Genomic DNA, 19841 nt, shown 5'->3' with positions numbered 1-19841 from the left:
TAAGTAAAATGAAAAAGAAAATCTTTGGGGAAGTTTTTGGAAGTGCACTATTAGTCTTCTTTGGACCAGCTTTAGTAATTATGGGTGGTGGTTATAATGACCTATTAGGACCATCTATTGGATGGGGAGTTTTGCTAGCTGTACTGGTTTATGCTTTTGGTCCACTATCTGGTGCACATTTCAATCCAGCTGTAACGTTTATGAATTTCTTGAACAAAGAGATGAAGGGTACTGAAACAATCATTTATATTGTTTCACAACTTGTTGGTGGTTTGATTGGTGGGTTTGTTTTGAAATTTACCTACCAAGCTTACGTCAACGGTGCTGGTCTAAAATGGTCAACAGAGGTTGCTAAGAATCACTTGAATGCAACAGTGTTCCCTAATATCTCAGCTGGAATGGCTTTCTTCATTGAAGTTATATTGACGACGGTATTGTTAGTTGTCATCTTGGTATTAAATGATCCTAAGACTAAGACTTACAACCTACAAGCACCAATCGCTGTTGGTTTGACAATTGCGCTATTGGTTTTCGCCGCTGGTAACTTAACTGGTGCATCAATGAACCCTGTTCGTTCATTATTCCCTGCAATCTTTGCTGGTGGTCTAGCTATGCAAGATATCTGGGTATATCTAACAGCACCATTTGTTGGTTCAATTATTGGAGCCTTGATTCACCGTTATATTTTGACAGAAAAGTAAAATTATCAATAACCAAATGAAGGTTTGTTAGCCTTTGTTTGGTTATTTTTTTGCTTTTATGTATAGTATTCTTAATACTAGGGTTGTGTTAAATTCTATAACAAATGGTTGCATATAGGCAATGTAAGCGTTATCAACTAGATGCTATACTACTGGTGAAGCATGGGAAAAGTCAGTATAGGAGTGGCAAATGGAAAATAATAAATTACGATTAAATATTCATCCATCCGGTTATGTTGATGAGCTGGTTATTAAGGACGATCCGTATAAAATGAACTGGGTCATTGATAAACAGTATTTACGTGAAAATGGTTATGAGGAATCTGATAAGTTATTTGGTGAATTTACAATTACCATTAATGGTAAAAAAATTGACAGTTCATCACTGATTCCTGAAATTTTACAAGAATCTGAAACAAAAATAAATGTGATTTACAATGTTCTGCAACAAGTAAAATTAACATATATATATGATTTATCCATAGAAAATCAGCTAATTTGGGAAATAAAACTAGAAAATTTAAGCAGTGACAATATAATTATTGATAATTTAGGAGTTTGGCTCTCACTATCATATGTTATGTTTCGTGATAAGAATGTTAAAAAAAATATTCATGAATCTGCTGCAGTTTATTCATCAATATCAAAAGATTTTACTAAGATAAATGCAGTTCGCAGGGATAACGAGACCGGTAATTTAGGCATTTATCAATTAAATGGTCAAACTTTGTCTGTTGGGACCTATGCAGCGTATAATAATTTATTTTTTGAAAATGTGTCACCTTCACTAGATGGAATGCTTTTTCATCAATTAATTTTGGCTGGGGGTTATGATAAAAACTTTAAAAATAATGACTGGATTTATAGTAAGAAAAGTTTAACGCTAAAAGCAGGGGAAAATAGTGCGTGGCAATATGTGATTCAACCGAATAAATCAAAAAGTGATTTTTATGAGACTGCTAAAAATATTGGACACCCGCTGGTTGACTTTGATCCGTTAAATATTATTCATCAGCCAAGTCATATAGTAGTAAACGGTAATAATCATTCTTTAAAAAAAGTTTCGGCGCAAACCGGTAAAGATGGTAAAAAAATAACATTGTTGGACTGGCAAGAAAGTAATAGTGAACCGCAAAAATACCATATAATGTTTAAACCTAATTATCTAGGTGAGCATAAAATAACTTTTGAATTTTCAGATGGTACTCAAGATATGATTGTTTTAAATGTGATGAGCCGTTTGAATGAAGTTATTGATAAACGGGTTGATTATATTTCTAAGGAATTATATCAAGGTGAAAATGGGGAAGTTCCTTACGCTTTTACTCCGATTTCTAATCAAGGGGAATCTTTGGGAAAGCTTAATTTAGTATTGAAGAAAAATTTAATGGGAACACTATCTATTAAACAAGTACAACAGGTTGAAGAGAGCGCTGTTTATTATGTACGTCCAAAATGGTTTAATCAGGGAGATTTTACATGCCCGAATAATCTTTATGGTGATTTTTATCGTTGTATGGATTTTGAATATATAGCACATTTATTCCTGTTGTTATCTGAGTTTGATGATCAAACATTACAACTGAATACATCAGAAACTTATTTAAAGTGGGCGGCTGATGTATTTATGCTACGTATTAATCCTGATTTACATAAAACTAGTCGTGGTAAAGAAGAAGCTCAAATGTTAGGGGTCTACTTCCTATATATTCAGAGGTTACTTGAAAAACTGTCGCAACATAATATGAAAGATTATTATAAAAAAATTAATCAGTTATGGAAACAAGTGACACAAAAGTTAAATGAAGAACGCAACAGTTATCAAGCCGCAATTACGGAACATTATTATGATAATGCTGGCTTTGGTCCAACTGCAGGTGCATTAAGTGAAGCTGGCTTTATGGAGGGAGCTTCATCATACGGTCAACTATTATTAGCTAATATAGGTTATTCAAATGATTTTAGATCACAGAATCCGGACCGCTGGTGGGAAGCATTGACATACATGATTCACTCACTATGGGGTGGGGTCACTGCAGCATCGACATTTAAAGTTTATGAAGCTTTGCAGGATATTGATTATTTAAGAGCAAGCTATCGTTCAACTGCGGCTATTATGTATTGCTACGATACGAATTCGGTAACCACTGAACCGTTGAGAGAGGGGATGGCAGCATCAACATATGCAGTTGCAGGTCCACATCTTAACCGGCCTGATCTGTCACGAAATCGTTTTGGTCAGTCGACCTTTTATTCAGACGGTGGTATTTTTGCAAAATTGTTTAATAGTGCCAATGAAACACCTGATTGGGATATGGGTGAAGAATTGGTAGCGTACCTTGACGGGATTGCACAGAAAACATATTTAATCATGGATGGTGCAGAGGTATCTGTAATTAATGGTACGTATGAAAAGATTGGCGATCAAATACGAGTCATTAGTTTTGCCCCATACGAAAAAGAATTTTGGTTAATTTCACAAAAAGGTACAAAGAAATTAACAGATTTAATTAATGATGAATCATATCTATTTAGTATTAATGGATAATGTTCTAAGATTTGGTAATTAAAGGGAGAAAAGTAATGGATAAACAGACTATTTCGATTTCTATGCCCCCATTTCCGAGTTTTATCGAGGGAAATTATACAACTTTTTCTTCAGGTGAAATGCACGTGCACAGACATAATATTGGCTTTTTTGATTTAATTTTTGTGAAAAAAGGAACGCTATTTTTGCAAGAAAACACTCAAAAGTACACCGTACATGCGAATGAAATGTTTATTCTTTTACCAGACGCTGAACATTTTTCTTGGAAACCATGCGAAGAGACAACAAGTTTTTTCTGGATGCACATATATACAACTTCACGTTGGCAACAAAGTGATTTTCCAGTGAGATTTGTTTCGGAATTACCCATTCCAGAGTTACATTTTCATCAAAAATCGTACACGTTACAGTTGCCAAAATTGGGTAAGATTACGGAACCAGATTTAATTTTTAACCTATTGAATGAAATACAAAAAAGTACAGATAATGTTCGTATTGATAGTATTTGGTACACAGAAGAATTGTTTTTAAAATTTTTAAAATACATTGATAATCGTGGAATTTTGAAAGATCGTACGACATTATTAGCAGAAAAGGTACATCTGTATTTGGAAGAGCATTTAGAAGAACATATTGATAATAAAATCCTTTCTAATGAGTTTCATTTGCATGTAAATTATATTGCTCGAGTTATGACGAATGTTTATGGCAAAACAGCTATGGAGTTGTTAGAAGAAATGCGTATTGAAACAGCTAAGCAATATTTAATACACACTAACAAATTAATAAAAAATATTGCAGAATTGGTGGGATTTGAGACATATGTTTCATTTACAAGTAGATTTAAAAAGTTAACAGGTATGTCGCCGAAAGCATACAGGGTAACTTACAAAAAATGATTATGAAAATTGGGGAGAAAAAAGATGCAAAAGAAACTGAGCATGACAAATATTTTGGCTTATGCTAGTACTGATACGGCTGGAAATTTGTTATATTGTACGTTGACAAGTTTTATTTTATATTTTTATACTGATGTTTTTGGAATATCTGTTGGGGCAGCTGGAACTATTTTATTAGTTGCGCGTGTTATTGATTCGTTAGATGCACCTATTTGGGGATTAATTATCGATCATACGCATTCAAAATACGGTCAAAGTAGACCATGGTTTTTGTGGTTAGCTGCACCATTTGGTATATTTTTAACGTTATCATTTTTGTCACCAGACCTTTCAACTACACAAAAAGGAATTTATGCGTTAATAACATACCTTGTTACGGGAATAATTTATACAGGTATTTCAACACCGATTACGTCTATTTTGCCAAACTTAAGTAATGACTCAAATGAACGTGTGAAACTAAATTCATACCGTATGGTCGGTGGTAACATTGGTTATTTTGTAACTGCCTCGTTTACCTTGCCACTTGTTGCTTTTTTTGGTGGGGGTAATGACCAAAAAGGATTTGCGATAACAGCAGTAATTTACTCTGTTATTGGTATTCTAATGTTTATATTTGCATTTGCTAAGACACAAGAGGTAAATTCTGGTCCCGTAGAAGTTCAGAGTATTCCAATTAAGGATAGTTTCAAAGCAATGATGGGAAATTGGCCTTGGATTATTGTTGTGTTGGCTAATGTTATGTACTGGTTAGGAAATACAGTGCGTACTTCAACAGTTATTTATTATGCACAGTATAATTTAGGACATCAAAATTATGCTTCATTATTAAATGGTTTAGTATTATTCCAAGTGGTTGGAAATATTTTAATTCCATTTATGGTTCGAAAGTTTTCGAAGGGACAAACATTAATTATTGGCTTTTCAATTGCATCAATCGGTCAGATTTTGATGGGATTTGTTGGTAATAGTTTTACGTTGATTGCCGCCGCATGGATATTTACGTCTATTGGAACCGGAATAGCTGTTTCTATGCCGTTTGCTATGTTATCTGATACGGTGGATTACGGAGAATGGAAAACAGGTATTCGTTCCGCTGGATTCCTAACTGCAATTGGTAGTGCTTTCTGTATTAAGATGGGATCAGGATTGGGTGGTTTCTTGCCTTCTAAGATTATGGCAGCTTCTGGCTATGTAGCGCATCATCATCAAACGGCTTCTGCCTTAGTTGGTATTAAGTTTTCATTTATCTGGTTACCAGCTATTTGTTTCATGATTGGAGCTGCAATTATGCTAATGTATCCAAAATTTGAAAGAAGAGAAGAACAAATTAAGCAAGATTTGTTGAATCGTGCTAGCTAAAAATATATAGTAATGATTAAAATGATTCTCGTATATGAAGTGCCCCATAATTGTTAGACATACAATCTAACGATTATGGGGCACTTCAGTTTTTTAGCCTTTGTTTGGTTATTTTTTTATTGGAAAAGAAAGCGCTTTCACAAAACAGAATGTAGTGTTATAATTTACTCGTTCGAATGAGTTTAGAGAGTATGAGGGATGAATTTATGTTAATGGTATTAACACGAGCACCGTGTTCTGAAAGTATGATATTGATTTATTCAGAGGGGGATGACGATGTCAGGTGAACAAAGTAAAAGAAAACAAAGACAAAAAGAATTAAGTTTACAAAGTATGTCTTTTAATCGATTTTTATTATTTCGATATGTAACAGCGGGTTTCTTTTTTACTAATTTATATTGGGCTATCTTGCTAATGGGTGCACCAGGTTGGTACTGGTTGCTACCAGCAAGTTTACTTGTTATAGATACCATTATTAGTATTGAACAGACACGTAAATATTGGCATCCTGATAATTCATTGTCGATTACAAGTATTGGATATTGGGTGCAGTTACTATGTAACGTTATTCTAATGGGTGCAACATTGGCGGGGGTTAGTCATCCGTTTTATCCATTTATTAATGAACAAAGTACACAGGTGATTTTAATAACATTATTTGTTGGCATTATGGTTTGCTTGTTCATCCACAGAAGAGTATGGCTAATTAGTCATGATAAGGATCGTTACCTACAACAGTTAAAGGCTTTTAAAGCAAGTTTACAATAATAGAAAAGAGACTTTATTATGGACAATACTGATAACAAGATGTTTCAGTTTCTAAGTAAGTATTTGATGGGACCAATGGGTAAATTAGCGCAAATGCGAATTGTACGTGGTGTCATGGCAGCAGGAATGGCCTCAATTCCATTTACCATTGTGGGATCAATGTTTTTGATTGTTAGTGTTATACCACAGAGTTTCCCTGCGTTGGCTGGAATTTGGTCTGTTTCATTCGATAAGATAACAAATTTATATATGTTAGCTAATACAGCAACAATGGGAATTTTAGCGCTATATTTTTGTATTGTTTTTGGATACGAATATACACGTATTCAGGCACAAGAAGAAAAGGTAAATGTTAATCCATTGAATGGTGCATTACTATCAATGATGGCTTTCTTTATGTGTGTACCAGAACTATTATTTAAAGATGGGACGATGGGATTAATAAACATTGTTTCAAAAGACCAAAAAATCATTGATGGTTGGGAAATGAGTGGTGGTGTTACACGTTTAGGAACAACGGGAATTTTTACTGCAATCATTATGGGTATTGTAGCGGTTAAAATATACACTTATTGTGTTAAGAAGAATTGGACGATTAAAATGCCTGAAACTGTCCCAGTAGGTGTTATTAATTCTTTTATCGCTTTAATTCCCACAGCATTAATCGCTCTTACAGTTATTGTTGTGAATGGTATTTTAGTATTTCTAAATACAGATATTTTTAAAATTGTTGCTGTTCCGTTCTCATTCGTTACAAATCTAACCAATACTTGGTTAGGCTTATTGGTAGTGTACTTCATAATGCATGCTTTATGGATTGTTGGTATCCATGGTGCAACTATCGTAACGTCGTTCTTAACACCAATTGTGTTATCAAACATGGCTGCTAATCAGACTGGCGCTAACCTACCGTTTGCGGGTGAATTTAATAATTCATTCGTGACGATTGGTGGATCGGGTGCCACTTTAGGAATGGTTATTTTCATTGCCTTTTTTGCTCGATCAGCACAGTTAGGTGCACTAGGAAAAGCAGCTGTTGTACCAGCAATTTTTAATATTAACGAACCAATTTTGTTTGGTATGCCGATTGTTTATAATCCGTATACTGCAATTCCATTTTTCTTAGCACCAATGGCTTCAATGTCTGTAGCCTACTTTTCAATTAAGTGGCATATGGTTAATCCACCAATTGCACAAGTTGCTTGGCCAACACCTGGGGGCTTGTCAGGCTTCGTTGGTTCAGGTGGTGATTGGCGTGCAGCTGTATTAGCAATTGTGTGTGCGTTGGTTGCATTCGTAATTTGGTATCCATTTATAAAATTCTATGATGCAAAATTAGTTCGTGATGAACAAACAGTATCTGCTTCTTAAATTGTTGGAGGAATTATTAATGAGTACATTTTCAAAAGATTTTTTATGGGGTGGTGCTGTTGCAGCACATCAATTTGAAGGTGGTTGGCAAGAAGATGGAAAGGGTATTAGCATAGCGGATGTTATGACATCTGGTAATAATAAAACCAACCGTAAAATTACGGATGGAGTACTACCGGAGGAAAATTATCCAAATCATGATGCAATAGATTTTTATCATCATTATAAAGATGATGTTAAGCTATTTGCTGAGTTAGGCTTAAAAGCATTTCGGACAAGTATTGCCTGGACACGTATTTTTCCTAAGGGTGACGAAGACGAACCAAATGAAGCAGGATTACAATTTTATGATGATTTGTTTGATGAGTTGTTGAAATATGGGATTGAGCCAGTTGTAACCTTATCACATTTTGAGATGCCTTATTATTTGGTTACAGAATATGGTGGTTGGCGTAATCGTAAGATGATTGATTTCTTTACAAAATTTGCAACGGTTGTTTTTAAACGTTATAAAGATAAAGTAAAGTATTGGATGACATTTAATGAGATTAACAATCAATCAGCAATGTTGAATGATTGGTCGTTGTTTACTAACTCTGGTTTGGTGGCACAACCGGATGAAAACATTGAACGTAGCATGTACCAAGCAAGTCACTATGAAGTAGTTGCCAGTGCTTTAGCAGTTCAAATTGGTCATCAAATTAATGCAAAGTTTCAAATTGGTGGTATGTTCGCTTTAGGTCCGGCCTATCCAGCATCACCAAATCCAAATGATATGATGAAAGCACTACGTTCGATGCAGGTTAATACTTGGTATGCAGATGTTCAGTGTAAAGGAAAGTATCCTGCTTGGTTACGTAAATATTTTGAACGGCAACAATATGATTTGGATATTACATTAGCTGATTTAGATGTCCTGAAAGCTGGGACTGTTGATTATATTGGATTTTCATACTATGCATCCCATGTGGTTCAGGCAGTGACGAATGAAGCAGCTGACTTTACAACGCGTGATGATGAAACGGAAATACCTAACCCTACTCTGGAAGCTTCGGATTGGGGATGGATGATTGATCCAGTTGGATTGCGTTATGTATTAAATTGGTTAACGGAACGTTATGATTTACCTTTGTTTGTTGTTGAAAATGGATTGGGTGCGTTTGATGAGATAGAAAATGGACAAATTCATGATGATTATCGAATTTCATATTTAAAAGATCATATTGAACAAATGGCTAAGGCTGTTAATATCGATGGTGTTAATTTAATGGGATATACACCATGGGGGGTTATTGATTTAGTTTCAGCTGGAACAGGTCAAATGGATAAACGATATGGTATGATTTATGTTGATAAGAATGATGCTGGTGAAGGTTCGTTGAGACGTTTGAAAAAAGACTCATTTACTTGGTTCAAAAAAGTTATTAGTTCAAATGGGGATGACTTAGCGTAATAAATTAAGGGGCTTACTAAAGATTAACGGATATTTGCGTTAGAGTTCGGCTGGTATCATTAATTTATAGAAGAGGTAAATTATTATGGTACAAAGATCAAGCTCGTTAGCCATTGATATGCTAGTGAAAAAAATTATTGCCGAAATTCAGGCTAATACGATTGGGGACGCAGCCAATAAATTACCACCTGAACCAGAGTTAATGGCAAGGTATCAGGTTACAAGGTACACACTTAGACAGGCATTAAAAAAAATAAGTAACATGGGTTACACATTTCAAGCTCATGGATTAGGTACTTTTGTAAGACCGAGGTTAGATAGGCAAGCTATTTCATTACAGAATATTGTCGGTATGACGGATGAAATTGCTAGACAGGGGCGACAATTAAAAACGTTAAAAGCAAGTATTAATGAGTTAACGGTGAATCAAGCTGAATTTTTACCATTAGGTACAAAATTAGATGGAAAAACTTCACTGTGGAGTGTTAAACGTTTACGGTACGCAGACGATGAACCATTCCTTTACGAACAGTCTTATTATTTGCGTGACTATGTGTCGGAAATACCCGATAAAGCTTTATACGGCTCATTATTTAATTTTATAGAAAATGATGATCATTTAAAATTAGGATTTCAAGATTCAACAATTGAAGCCGATTTAATGAATGATGAAATGGCAGAATTCTTTAAAAAAGATGTATCTTCACCAGTATTGAATGTTTATGATGAAACGTATTTAAGTGCAGGACAGCTTATTGCTTTTTCGAAGTTGAGTTATGATGCTAATTTAACGAAGTTATTTATGTTTAAAAAGCTTTAAAAAAGAGGATATCGCAATATATATTGCGATGTCCTCTTTTTGATTAAATAATCTTACCGTCATAAATACGTGTTGCAATACTCATGAAATCAAAAGTAGCTAGTTCATCAGTTGAACGAACATATGATGATGGACCGATTGCTGGCATCAAGTTAATTGGGTTTGCAACCCAGTCACCATCATAAAATGCAACTGTTGGGCGGCCAAGAGCATTGGCGTAACCTAACTCAAAGGCAGTACCACTATCTTCATTACCAGCAGTAATAACACCTAATGTAACGTCGGAATTTTGAATTGCAGTGATATCAGCATTGTATGTTGCAACAGCCCATTTAAAGTCAGGTTCAAAATCACCATTTTCGTCAAAGGCTTGACCTTCAAATTGGTTAAGCAAAGGTACGTGAACGTAGCTGATTGTTGGATTGTTATTTAATGCTTTATATGAAGCAATTAAGGTATCAATTTGTTGTTCTGAAAACCAACCAGCACCTAAGTAAATTGTCTTGGCACCAGGAACTTTAGTGACTTCTGATGAAGCCTCTTTGATGTCTTGTAGTTGTTGAATCAATTCATTCATACTAAGCATATAGATCTCCCAAAAATTTATTTATACATACTATTATGACATGCAAGTGGCGTGAAAGGGGCTGAAAAATAAAAATTTAGGATATTTTTGGTAAATTTACAAAATAAAAAGTTTGTAAGGCAAATGTTTACACAAATAACACCAAACTAACATGAACTCCCTATTAAACCATGACAAATGTTTAATAGAATAAAAGTGTCTTAATTGAGGACAATGTTAATTCTGTTTATCGTTTTTTATGTTAGAACTACCATAGAAGGAGTTTGTGATGAAAAAAGGGTTATTGTTAGTAGGAACAGCAAGTATTATTGCTGCTGGTGGGTTCGTGGGAACTACTGTTCATGCTGCCTCAACAAAACAGGTAACGGCGGTTGGGTCAACTGCATTACAGCCTTTAGCTGCTCAAGTTGCTGAAGAATTTAGTAATCGTAATTCTGGCGTAACGGTTAACGTTCAAGGTGGTGGTTCAGGTGCCGGACTAAGTCAAGTTGGTAAAGGTAACGTGACAATTGGTAATTCAGATATTTTTGCTGAACAAAAAGACGGTATTAATGCTAAAAAATTAAAGGATCATAAAGTAGCTGTTGTCGGTATCACACCAGTTGTTAACGCAGATGTTAAAGTAGCCAATTTATCAATGGATCAACTGCGTGATATTTTCACAGGTAAGATTACTAATTGGCAAGAAGTCGGTGGTCAAGATCAAAAGATTTCAGTGATTAATCGTGCACAAGGATCAGGGACACGATTTACATTTGAACAAGAAGTGTTAGATGGTAAAACTGCTAAAACATCACAAGAACAAGATGATAATGGTGCTGTGCAAAAAATCGTCTCGACCACACCTGGTGCAATTTCATACTTAGCATTTTCATATACGTCAGGTAGTCAGGCTAAAAACTTAAAACCTGTCTCAATTGATAAAGTACACCCAACGGAAAAGAATGTTCAAAAAAATAAATGGTCAATTTGGGCATACGAACATATGTATACCACAAAGAAAACAGATAAAAATACAACAAAATATATTAAATTTATGAAGTCGAATGCGATGAAAAGTACGGTTAAAAAATTAGGTTATATCCCAATGAGCGACATGCAAGTTAAGAAAAATGCTGATGGTGATGTTACTAAAAAGTAATCCTACTTGGTAGATAAATTTATTAGGTGTCATGCAATTAATGTATGACACTTTTTTGTTAGTGTTGGTGCGTGTTTTATTCATGGAAAGCGGTTACAAATGGTTTATATGAAAACAGGGGGGAATGATGATGAAAAATGATATTCGATGGGATAAAGCGATGTATACGACTGATACCTACAATGTAGAAGGATTAAACGGACATGCTTATGCTGAAAATGGCATTTCTGTAGAAACAAGCAGTCCTTTAAGTGACGAACCAGGTACAAATCCGGAACAACTATTGGGAATGTCGTTGTGTACTTGTCTAGTTGGTACTATGGAAGTGATTTTAAAAGAGCATCATATTAATGAGCAGGCGAAGGCGCATGCAAAAATTTCATACGTAAAGGGGAAGGGACGCTATGAATTTTTGGTTCATGCACAAGTATGTGTACCAGGACAGACTTTACCACAAACTCGGGCGTTAGTTAGTGAAGTAGAGAATCGTTGCTGTGTTTCACAGCTATTAAGTGGTAGTGATAACTACAGTATTGAAGCCGTTTTGGATTGGGAATAAATGCTAAAGCTAACGACATTTTATGTTTAATGTGCATGCTAGTTTAAGACGGTTTTGGTTGTCTACCCCTTTTTATAATAAAAACGAATGAAAATTATGGTCATTCAAATTTATGAAATGGTGCAGTAATACGTGGTGAATCTTGCTTTCTGGTAGTTATACGTATTTCTATGGTTATGCAAACAAATTCTGGTGTTATGGTAACAAAAAATATGACCGAAGGAGTTTGCAATGACTAAAGAATTAGCAGCAAAACTACAACAATATGAATTAATGATTTATGGTGTTTTAAAAGCTGGTGGTGTGTATCGGCGCAGCATTAATTTTGAAGACTATTTACAAGAACTACGATTATTAGTGTTAAAACGGTTATTAGCTGGCGAAGAGTTGCAAACGCGCGACAACCCAGCTTTGTTTAAGTGGTTATTGTGGCGATTACGTGACTTACAACGTGGTGCTAAGCGCTATGAAACGAAACATCTGTTTACAAACGAGCTACCAGAAGAGATTGGTGATGAACAAAATTTTGCGCAACTAGAACTGTTAATGACGTTTGATAAGTTACTTGCTGATCAAGGACAATCCTTAAAGCAGTTGATGACTGATTTTGTTATGTATCCAGATGATATTGTTGCCAAACGGTGTCTGCGTTTGAAAATTCATCGCATGACTTATTACCGCCGTTTAAAATTATTACAGCAGGTGATTAAAGAAAATCATTGTGCGTAATTTTGAATAGAGGAATAAGAAAAATGGCATATACAGTCACAGTATCAGAAAAAGGTTATTGCTCAGAGGTGCTGCAGTCCGTTACTGAGACGGGGGATATTTGTCCACAAACGACATTAATGGTAGTTGCAGCACATGATCGTTACCAACGTTCTGTTTCACGACTTTATTATATTGATGGGATGGTTGCGGACGTCAACGTATCAACAAACTATCTATTGGCACAATTGGAAGAAAGAACCGCTTTTAAGCGAAGACAACAAGTTGAAGCATATTATCGATTATTACCACCGGATTTAGTAGGGCAAATGCGTAGCTGGATTATGCAAAACTATGCTTTTATTCCCGTTACTAGTTACAAAAGTGGCCCGACAACTTGGGTTAATGCGAGATATATTAGCGATGTCCAGACACGGGGGATGCATACCACTATTGTGATGAAAGACGGATCTAGTTTAAATATAAGCAAACATAAAGATAAGTTTATGAAGCAGTTGGTAGCAACCAAGATCGTTAGTTTATGGATGACGCAATATGCATTTGGTTATGGCGATCATTTTGATAAAATTTTATTACCGTTTGTTAACTGGCCTGCACGGGTTACTTATCAGTTGAATCGAGAGCGATTGCAATATTTGTTAGTTGTGACAAGTTTAGAAGACTTGATGATTAAAGCGACGGAGACTAATATTAAAAAAATTAATTATGTCATTCGTTTAATGGAACACTGAAGAGAAATGGGGATAGGTAAAGGATGCAGTATGTTCAGACTGTTAATACGCCGTTAGGACAAATGACCTTGTTGAGTGATGATCAATTTTTATTGGGAAGTTGGTTTGATGGTCAGAAGCATTTTGGTGGTAAATATGATTTATCATCAGCAACTGTTGCAGATACGCCAGTATTACAAAAATCTAAAAAATGGTTGTCGGCATATTTTGCCGGTGAACAACCAGATGATGATGAATTGCATATGCTTTTTAATGGTACGGCGTTTCAAGAAAAAGTATTACGAGCATTACAACAAGTACCATATGGAGAAACGGTAACTTATAAACAAATCTGTCATATGATTACTAGTGATGAGGCGCAAGCTAATAAATTATCACGAGCAGTGGGAAATGCGGTTGGTAAAAATACATTTGTTGTATTTATTCCTTGTCATCGTGTGCTTGGTAGTGATGGTTCATTAACTGGTTATGCTGCCGGCCTTGAACGAAAACGAGCACTACTGACTTTGGAGAAAGCAACGTTTTAACATAAATAGAAATTTTTACTAACTTAAGGAAAGTATGTTATCATAAACATGAAATGAGGCATTAGCTTCATACAAAAAATATAAAAATAGAGGGGTATTCAAATGACTTTAGAATTTGCAAATAAGTTAGGGTTAGGAACCAACAAGGTTGGTGGACATAATCTGTTTGATAATTTAGATGAGCAAGATGGTTATGATTTGGTTCGTGCCGCATTGGACGCAGGTATCAACGTTATTGATACGGCATTCATCTACGGTGTTGGTCGTTCAGAGGAAATCATTGGGGATGTTATCCAAGATTACGATCGCAGCAAAATCATTATTGCAACTAAGGGAGCTCAGAACCCTGATAAGGATTTGGAACCTGACAATAGCCCAGAATTTTTGGTTAAAACAGTTGAAGATTCATTGAAGCGTTTAAAGACTGATTATATTGATATCTTCTTTATCCACTTCCCAGATGATGATTCAGATAAGCTAGCCGCTGTTGAAGCATTAGATGAACTAAAGCAAGCAGGTAAGATTCGTGCAATTGGTGTATCAAACTTTAGCTTTGATCAATTGAAGGAAGCTAATGCTACTGGTAAGGTTGATTTTGATGAAGATTACTACAGCTTGGCTCATCGTGATGAGGAAGTAGAACGTTTTGCTTACTTAGATGAAAACAACATTAAGTTCGTACCATATTTCCCATTGGAATCAGGTCTATTAACTGGTCGTTATGGTGCTGATGATCGCGAAAAGTTTGATCGTTTGGATGATGCGAAGTTTGATCAAATTATCAAGGGTCTTGATGTTGTAAAAGAAATTGCAGCAACGCATGATGCTTCAATGACGCATGTTGTTTTAGCATGGTACATGTCACATCCAAGCATTGGTTTGGTTATCCCTGGTGCACGTAATGCTGAACAAGCTAAGGATTTGGCTAAATCATTGGATGTTAAGTTGTCAGATGAGGAATTTAAGGCAATTGATGAAGCATTTAAAGCTTAGAATTTAAAGTTTAAACGGACTGATACGGGCGTATTAGTCCGTTTTTTATATAAAAAAGCTCTCTAGAATTTTATCTAGAGAGCTTTTTTGTAATTAATGTTTTGAAAATGATTTTGCTTTGTCAACAACATGTTTAATCTGTTTTTTACGTTTGTCCTTTGCCATACTTTTTTTAGCTAGCATATCATGTTGTTTTTGAATACTTTCGTTTACAATTACTTCATCAGCATAATATAGTTTGACGAATGTATTAGGATCAACATTGCTACCACTTTTAGGCGTGATTTTTAATACAGTATTAGCAGCCCTTGAAGCAAGCTTTTGATCGGCTGGCAACTTAATTAGCGAATAGTTGAAATGATATTTTGTTAATACTTCAGTTGCTTCATCAACAGGAAGTGATAGAACATCAGGTATTTTAATGTAGTCTTTCTTTTTTTCTTTTTGTTGTTCAGTAATTTTATTAACTTGTTCCATAACTGCCGGTGCAGCTTTGATAACAAAGGGGGCTGCAATTTTAACAGCCTTCCCAATAAGTTGTATCTTTCCCATATTAAACCCCTTTTATATGTCTATGACTAGCCATATTTTACAACATTAAATAGAAAGATGATAGATAAAGGTTCGTATGGACACTTGTCCATAGCAATGGTCACTTTATTGGAAAGCGCTTACAAATTTTAGCGATATAATAATAAATGTAGAAAGGAAGTGAAAGTATGAGCAACAATAATTTAGATAATAAAATATTGATGTTTTTAGGCCAACAAGTTGATTTTGTAGATGCTTTGACCATTTCACGGACTTTTGGTGTGTCAAAAAAGACAGTTTATCGAGCAATTAATAAGCTTAATAAAGATGATATGCTTGTTGAATCACAAAGAGGTCGGGGTTATCGTTTGATAGATAATAAAATATCAACGTCAACCACGGAACAAGATGAGCAACGTCAAATTGATTTAGCAATTAATTTACTTCATTCATTTCCTCACGGATTAAATCGGTGGCGTTTGTTAGAAAAATTGTATATTTCTGAGTCGACTTTACATCGTGATTTAAGTGCGTTAAATGAATTTTTTATACCATTTCATATCAGTATTGATCGATCTGCTGGTAATGCAAAAGTGGTTGGAACAGAAGCACAAGTGCGTAAAGCATTGAACTATTTTTTGTTAGAAAATACAGTTACACAACAAGTTGTAGAAGGCTTGGCAGGGATTTTTCCAGATATAACTAAAAAAGATCAGACTTTTATTAGTTCACAAATGACGTTGATTGAAAAGGAATTGGACGTTGAGATATTAGATCCATATACTGTTAACATTTTTTCACATCTCTACATTATGTTAGATAGAGTGCGCCAACATAATAGCGAGTCAATTGTAACGACAAAGACAAACGTTCATTATGACGAATTATTATTACGTGTTGCTCGTCAGGTAATTAATAATATTAGCGAATATACGCATGCTGTTATTAATCCGGAGGAAGTGAATAATCTTGTCTTATACTTAGTTGGATTACGTTATGATCGAACATTGGATGACAGTCAGGAAGGAGAAGCACACAGGTTAGTAACTTATTTGGTTGATGAATTATCATTACCGAAACATGTTAATATTGAAAATTTGAAAAACGCTTTGATTGGCCATGTGCGCCCAATGATTCATCGTCTGAAAGAGGATATGCTGATTGTTAATCCGTTGTTGAATGATATCCAATTCAGTTATGAAGAAACATTTACGCAGATAAAAACAATATTAGCTACCACAATTTATAATGTTTCAGACGATGAAGTTGGATTTTTAACATTATATGTTGTACGCGCCTTAGAAGAGGCTAGTATTCGAAAACGTGTATTGTTAATGTGTTCAACAGGTGTTGGAACAGCACAATTATTACAAACACGGGTACGACGCGCTTTTCCAGATTTTGAAATTGTTGGCACCATTTCATCACGTGAATACGAGATGAATTTAAAGCAATTTGAACAAGTTGATTTAGTTATTTCAACGGTTGCCATCCATTTTCAACCTGCATCCCCAGTCATTCAGGTGAGTGCATTGTTTAATGAAGGAGATCGGCGTCGTGTTGAGGAATTATTATATGGTTAAATTAGAATTTTTATCGGTATCTAAAATTCCTGACACGCAGACATTGTCACAATTAATAGCAGAGCGTTTTCAGTTAAATGTAATACAGGTACAGCAAAACATTCTTAATCGTGAAAATCTAGGTAGCACGATGATTGCACCGGATATTAGTATGCCGCATGTTGAAATGCCAAATATTATAAAACAAGGTTTATTTTTAATTACAAATAAGCAATCGTTTATGTTGGTTTTAGTTATTGATAGTAACCAACCAGATGAACAATTAATTGCGATTTTAAAGGGACTGCTTGTGGAACAATCGTTAGAAAAATTACGAAAAGCTTCATCACAACAAGATTTTGAAAAACTTATAGGGGAGGTGAAAAATTATGCTATCGGATAAAGTTATTTTACTTGATGAACCAGCAGATAGTGATCAAGAGGCTTTGGGGATAATGGCGGAACATTTATTAAAAAGTGGTGCAGTTAAAGAATCTTATAAACCTGCGTTGTTGCAACGAGAGGTTGATTTTCCTACCGGATTAGCAACTGAGAATATCGGTATTGCAATGCCTCACACTGACGCCGAACATGTTAATTATGATCAAATTGCGTTTATGCGCTTGCGTGAGCCGGTATCATTTTTACAAATGGGTGATGGGGTGAAGATTCAAGTCAAATTTATTTTTATGTTGGCCTTGAAGGAAGCTCATTCGCAGTTAGATATGTTACAAACATTGGTTACTTTAATTCAAGATGAGAATAAAATTCAGCAATTATTAGTAGCAACGGATGAAGATAATATTGTTCAAATTTTAAAAGATGCAGGAATAGAATAAAGGGGATAAAATCATGGCAGTAATTAATTGGTTATTAGATGCTGGTCCGACAGTATTTTTGCCACTACTACTATTTATTTTTGGATTAGCTTTACGTATTAAACCCGGTAAGGCATTTAAAGCCGCACTGATGGTTGGAATTGGATTTACGGGATTAAATCTAATTATTGGATTACTAACTGACAATTTGGGACCGGCTGCGCAAGCAATGGTCAAAAACTTTGGTTTGTCATTAAATTCAATTGATGTCGGTTGGCCTGCAGCGTCAGCTATTTCGTATGGTACTACGCTGGGTAGTTTAGCGATTCCAATTGGGGTAGCCTTAAACGTTATCTTGTTGGTTATTGGTTTAACAAAGACATTGGATGTCGACTTATGGAACTATTGGCATATTGCTTTTTCAGGGTCATTGGTTTATGCAGCAACTAATAATTTTGGGTTAGGTTTGTTTACGATGATTGTCCATGCGATGTGGATTTATTTCTTGGCTGATCTTGCTGCACCAACGATTCAAAAGCATTACGGGTTGGAAGGTATTTCATTCCCACAAGGAGCTTCAGCGCCGGGATTCGTGTTAGCTTTACCAATTAATTGGGTATTAGATCGTATTCCAGGTGTGAAAAATATCCATTGGACGCCTGAAACAATTCAAAAGAAGCTGGGTGTCTTTGGTGATTCAGCCGTGATGGGATTAATTATTGGAATTGTGATTGGTGCTTTAGCACAGTATGATTTGACAAAGATTTTGAATTTAGGAATTACAACTTCGGCCGTTTTGATTTTGATGCCACGAATGGTTGCAATCTTGATGGAAGGATTGTCACCAATATCTGAAGCAGCTAATACAATGGTTCAAAAGAAATTCCCTGGTCGTAACTTATACATTGGAATGGATTCAGCGTTGGCTGTTGGTCAAGAAGCTGTTTTGTCAGCATCATTGATTTTGGTACCAGTATCACTATTGATCGCTGTTATCTTACCAGGTAACCGTGTTTTGCCATTCGGTGATTTGGCAACTATTCCATTTATGCTAGCCGTTATGGCTGCTGTCTTTGGTGGTAACGTGTTCCGAATCGTTGTCGGTGGTATTATTGACTTGGCAGTATCGTTGTACCTTGCATCATGGATTGCACCTTTGCTAACTAGTGCTGCCAAGTCAGCTCATTTTGCAATGAACGGTGCAACATCAATTTCTGTCTTGTCAGACGGTGGTGCTTGGACAACCCTACTAATTGTTGGTATGGGAAAGTTGATGTCTTGGACTGGTATGGCAATTGTATTTGTCATTGTGTTAGGACTAATGATTTGGCTAAACAAGTTTAAGAAGTCAGATGAGTCAGTATCAGAGTAAATTGTCGTTTATCTATAAAAAAGAGGGAGATATAAATCATGGTAAAGTCATTAATGGTAGTATGTGGAACTGGAATCGCAACATCAACTGTTGCAACAGGAAAGATTAAAGATTATCTAGAATCAGTAGGTAAGACTGATCAAGTAAAGTTCTTGCAATCAAAGATTGCTGATGAAGTTAGTGCAATCGAAAATGGGGATTATGATATTGTTGTTTCAACGACGATGGTACCAAGTGCAATTAAAGATAAGGTTATCAACGGGGTTGCCTTGTTAACTGGCGTTGGTGTTCAGAAAGTATTTGATGAAATTGAAGCACAATTATAAAAAACTAATTATTTATATAAATAAAAGAACAGCTAAGAAAAATT

21 protein-coding genes are annotated in these 19841 nt (G+C 35.3%); 19 read left to right on the top strand and 2 right to left on the bottom strand.

Features of this window, described 5'->3' with window-relative positions:
• The first annotated feature begins 8 nt into the window (after positions 1-8).
• The 8 genes from GA0061074_RS04095 to GA0061074_RS04060 all read left to right on the top strand — a co-directional run bounded on the left by GA0061074_RS04095 (position 9) and on the right by GA0061074_RS04060 (position 9922).
• Complete coding sequence (locus GA0061074_RS04095) at positions 9-701, top strand: MIP/aquaporin family protein (protein ID WP_092462118.1); 693 nt, start codon at positions 9-11, stop codon at positions 699-701.
• Between the two features lie 190 nt (positions 702-891).
• The gene (locus GA0061074_RS04090; RefSeq protein ID WP_092462116.1) at positions 892-3249 is read left to right on the top strand and encodes a hypothetical protein; all 2358 of its coding nucleotides are present in this window, start codon (positions 892-894) and stop codon (positions 3247-3249) included.
• A gap of 35 nt (positions 3250-3284) precedes the next feature.
• On the top strand, positions 3285-4148 hold the full coding sequence (locus GA0061074_RS04085) for an AraC family transcriptional regulator (RefSeq protein ID WP_092462114.1): 864 nt from the start codon (positions 3285-3287) through the stop codon (positions 4146-4148).
• 24 nt (positions 4149-4172) lie between these two features.
• Entirely contained in the window at positions 4173-5510 is a 1338-nt protein-coding gene (locus tag GA0061074_RS04080; RefSeq protein ID WP_092462112.1) for a glycoside-pentoside-hexuronide (GPH):cation symporter, read from the top strand.
• A gap of 276 nt (positions 5511-5786) precedes the next feature.
• A complete protein-coding gene (locus GA0061074_RS04075; protein ID WP_092462110.1) occupies positions 5787-6278 on the top strand; it encodes a hypothetical protein in 492 nt (163 codons plus the stop codon).
• A gap of 18 nt (positions 6279-6296) precedes the next feature.
• Positions 6297-7649, top strand: a complete 1353-nt coding sequence (gene celB, locus GA0061074_RS04070) for a PTS cellobiose transporter subunit IIC (RefSeq protein WP_092462108.1) — start codon at positions 6297-6299, stop codon at positions 7647-7649.
• Positions 7650-7668: 19 nt separating this feature from the next.
• Complete coding sequence (locus tag GA0061074_RS04065; protein WP_092462106.1) at positions 7669-9102, top strand: 6-phospho-beta-glucosidase; 1434 nt, start codon at positions 7669-7671, stop codon at positions 9100-9102.
• 85 nt (positions 9103-9187) lie between these two features.
• Complete coding sequence (locus GA0061074_RS04060; protein ID WP_092462104.1) at positions 9188-9922, top strand: GntR family transcriptional regulator; 735 nt, start codon at positions 9188-9190, stop codon at positions 9920-9922.
• Positions 9923-9965: 43 nt separating this feature from the next.
• On the opposite strand, the gene GA0061074_RS04055 is transcribed toward GA0061074_RS04060, so the two are convergent.
• Positions 9966-10508 carry a nucleoside 2-deoxyribosyltransferase gene (locus tag GA0061074_RS04055; RefSeq protein ID WP_092462102.1) on the bottom strand — a complete coding sequence of 181 codons (543 nt, stop codon included), beginning with the start codon at positions 10506-10508 and terminating at the stop codon, positions 9966-9968.
• Between the two features lie 268 nt (positions 10509-10776).
• Between GA0061074_RS04055 and GA0061074_RS04050 the strand changes: the two genes are divergently transcribed.
• The 6 genes from GA0061074_RS04050 (at position 10777) to GA0061074_RS04025 (ending at position 15188) form a co-directional block, all read left to right on the top strand.
• Positions 10777-11649 (top strand): phosphate ABC transporter substrate-binding protein PstS family protein, encoded by an 873-nt coding sequence (locus GA0061074_RS04050; protein WP_092462100.1) that lies wholly within the window; start codon positions 10777-10779, stop codon positions 11647-11649.
• 130 nt (positions 11650-11779) lie between these two features.
• Positions 11780-12208, top strand: a complete 429-nt coding sequence (locus tag GA0061074_RS04045) for an OsmC family protein (RefSeq protein WP_092462098.1) — start codon at positions 11780-11782, stop codon at positions 12206-12208.
• A gap of 231 nt (positions 12209-12439) precedes the next feature.
• Complete coding sequence (locus tag GA0061074_RS04040; RefSeq protein WP_092462096.1) at positions 12440-12937, top strand: hypothetical protein; 498 nt, start codon at positions 12440-12442, stop codon at positions 12935-12937.
• 23 nt (positions 12938-12960) lie between these two features.
• The gene (locus GA0061074_RS04035; RefSeq protein ID WP_092462094.1) at positions 12961-13668 is read left to right on the top strand and encodes a competence protein ComK; all 708 of its coding nucleotides are present in this window, start codon (positions 12961-12963) and stop codon (positions 13666-13668) included.
• 23 nt (positions 13669-13691) lie between these two features.
• Complete coding sequence (locus tag GA0061074_RS04030; RefSeq protein ID WP_092462092.1) at positions 13692-14195, top strand: methylated-DNA--[protein]-cysteine S-methyltransferase; 504 nt, start codon at positions 13692-13694, stop codon at positions 14193-14195.
• Positions 14196-14297: 102 nt separating this feature from the next.
• Positions 14298-15188, top strand: coding sequence for an aldo/keto reductase (locus GA0061074_RS04025; protein WP_092462090.1), 891 nt, complete (start codon positions 14298-14300; stop codon positions 15186-15188).
• A gap of 93 nt (positions 15189-15281) precedes the next feature.
• On the opposite strand, the gene GA0061074_RS04020 is transcribed toward GA0061074_RS04025, so the two are convergent.
• The gene (locus tag GA0061074_RS04020; protein WP_092462088.1) at positions 15282-15740 is read right to left on the bottom strand and encodes a PASTA domain-containing protein; all 459 of its coding nucleotides are present in this window, start codon (positions 15738-15740) and stop codon (positions 15282-15284) included.
• 167 nt (positions 15741-15907) lie between these two features.
• Between GA0061074_RS04020 and GA0061074_RS04015 the strand changes: the two genes are divergently transcribed.
• Genes GA0061074_RS04015 through GA0061074_RS03995 form a run of 5 tightly spaced genes read left to right on the top strand, consistent with a single transcriptional unit; the run spans position 15908 to position 19797 of the window.
• Positions 15908-17302, top strand: coding sequence for a BglG family transcription antiterminator (locus GA0061074_RS04015; RefSeq protein WP_092462086.1), 1395 nt, complete (start codon positions 15908-15910; stop codon positions 17300-17302).
• On the top strand, positions 17295-17684 hold the full coding sequence (locus GA0061074_RS04010) for a PTS sugar transporter subunit IIA (protein WP_159426650.1): 390 nt from the start codon (positions 17295-17297) through the stop codon (positions 17682-17684). Before GA0061074_RS04015 ends, GA0061074_RS04010 begins: the two co-directional genes overlap by 8 nt.
• A complete protein-coding gene (locus GA0061074_RS04005; protein WP_092462082.1) occupies positions 17671-18120 on the top strand; it encodes a PTS sugar transporter subunit IIA in 450 nt (149 codons plus the stop codon). The genes GA0061074_RS04010 and GA0061074_RS04005 overlap by 14 nt, the downstream gene beginning before the upstream one ends.
• 13 nt (positions 18121-18133) lie before the next feature.
• The gene (locus GA0061074_RS04000; RefSeq protein WP_092462080.1) at positions 18134-19471 is read left to right on the top strand and encodes a PTS galactitol transporter subunit IIC; all 1338 of its coding nucleotides are present in this window, start codon (positions 18134-18136) and stop codon (positions 19469-19471) included.
• 38 nt (positions 19472-19509) lie between these two features.
• Positions 19510-19797, top strand: coding sequence for a PTS sugar transporter subunit IIB (locus tag GA0061074_RS03995; protein ID WP_092462078.1), 288 nt, complete (start codon positions 19510-19512; stop codon positions 19795-19797).
• Positions 19798-19841 lie beyond the last annotated feature (44 nt).

It is taken from the genome of Weissella bombi (assembly GCF_900094835.1).
In the GTDB taxonomy this organism is placed as follows: Bacteria; Bacillota; Bacilli; order Lactobacillales; family Lactobacillaceae; genus Weissella; species Weissella bombi.
Note: the sequence above shows the minus strand (reverse complement) of the source record. Positions and strands in the feature narration are given on the sequence as shown.

What these genes read in the sequence shown, in the direction of transcription:
- GA0061074_RS04040 (WP_092462096.1), top strand. Translation starts at nt 12,440, where the DNA reads ATGACTAAAGAATTAGCAGCAAAACTACAACAATATGAATTAATGATT.
- GA0061074_RS04055 (WP_092462102.1), bottom strand. Translation starts at nt 10,508, where the DNA reads ATGCTTAGTATGAATGAATTGATTCAACAACTACAAGACATCAAAGAG.
- GA0061074_RS04025 (WP_092462090.1), top strand. Translation starts at nt 14,298, where the DNA reads ATGACTTTAGAATTTGCAAATAAGTTAGGGTTAGGAACCAACAAGGTT.
- GA0061074_RS04090 (WP_092462116.1), top strand. Translation starts at nt 892, where the DNA reads ATGGAAAATAATAAATTACGATTAAATATTCATCCATCCGGTTATGTT.
- GA0061074_RS04020 (WP_092462088.1), bottom strand. Translation starts at nt 15,740, where the DNA reads ATGGGAAAGATACAACTTATTGGGAAGGCTGTTAAAATTGCAGCCCCC.
- GA0061074_RS04065 (WP_092462106.1), top strand. Translation starts at nt 7,669, where the DNA reads ATGAGTACATTTTCAAAAGATTTTTTATGGGGTGGTGCTGTTGCAGCA.
- GA0061074_RS04095 (WP_092462118.1), top strand. Translation starts at nt 9, where the DNA reads ATGAAAAAGAAAATCTTTGGGGAAGTTTTTGGAAGTGCACTATTAGTC.
- GA0061074_RS04030 (WP_092462092.1), top strand. Translation starts at nt 13,692, where the DNA reads ATGCAGTATGTTCAGACTGTTAATACGCCGTTAGGACAAATGACCTTG.
- GA0061074_RS04035 (WP_092462094.1), top strand. Translation starts at nt 12,961, where the DNA reads ATGGCATATACAGTCACAGTATCAGAAAAAGGTTATTGCTCAGAGGTG.
- GA0061074_RS03995 (WP_092462078.1), top strand. Translation starts at nt 19,510, where the DNA reads ATGGTAAAGTCATTAATGGTAGTATGTGGAACTGGAATCGCAACATCA.
- GA0061074_RS04050 (WP_092462100.1), top strand. Translation starts at nt 10,777, where the DNA reads ATGAAAAAAGGGTTATTGTTAGTAGGAACAGCAAGTATTATTGCTGCT.
- GA0061074_RS04080 (WP_092462112.1), top strand. Translation starts at nt 4,173, where the DNA reads ATGCAAAAGAAACTGAGCATGACAAATATTTTGGCTTATGCTAGTACT.
- GA0061074_RS04075 (WP_092462110.1), top strand. Translation starts at nt 5,787, where the DNA reads ATGTCAGGTGAACAAAGTAAAAGAAAACAAAGACAAAAAGAATTAAGT.
- GA0061074_RS04005 (WP_092462082.1), top strand. Translation starts at nt 17,671, where the DNA reads ATGCTATCGGATAAAGTTATTTTACTTGATGAACCAGCAGATAGTGAT.
- GA0061074_RS04045 (WP_092462098.1), top strand. Translation starts at nt 11,780, where the DNA reads ATGAAAAATGATATTCGATGGGATAAAGCGATGTATACGACTGATACC.
- GA0061074_RS04015 (WP_092462086.1), top strand. Translation starts at nt 15,908, where the DNA reads ATGAGCAACAATAATTTAGATAATAAAATATTGATGTTTTTAGGCCAA.
- GA0061074_RS04060 (WP_092462104.1), top strand. Translation starts at nt 9,188, where the DNA reads ATGGTACAAAGATCAAGCTCGTTAGCCATTGATATGCTAGTGAAAAAA.
- GA0061074_RS04010 (WP_159426650.1), top strand. Translation starts at nt 17,295, where the DNA reads ATGGTTAAATTAGAATTTTTATCGGTATCTAAAATTCCTGACACGCAG.
- celB (WP_092462108.1), top strand. Translation starts at nt 6,297, where the DNA reads ATGGACAATACTGATAACAAGATGTTTCAGTTTCTAAGTAAGTATTTG.
- GA0061074_RS04000 (WP_092462080.1), top strand. Translation starts at nt 18,134, where the DNA reads ATGGCAGTAATTAATTGGTTATTAGATGCTGGTCCGACAGTATTTTTG.
- GA0061074_RS04085 (WP_092462114.1), top strand. Translation starts at nt 3,285, where the DNA reads ATGGATAAACAGACTATTTCGATTTCTATGCCCCCATTTCCGAGTTTT.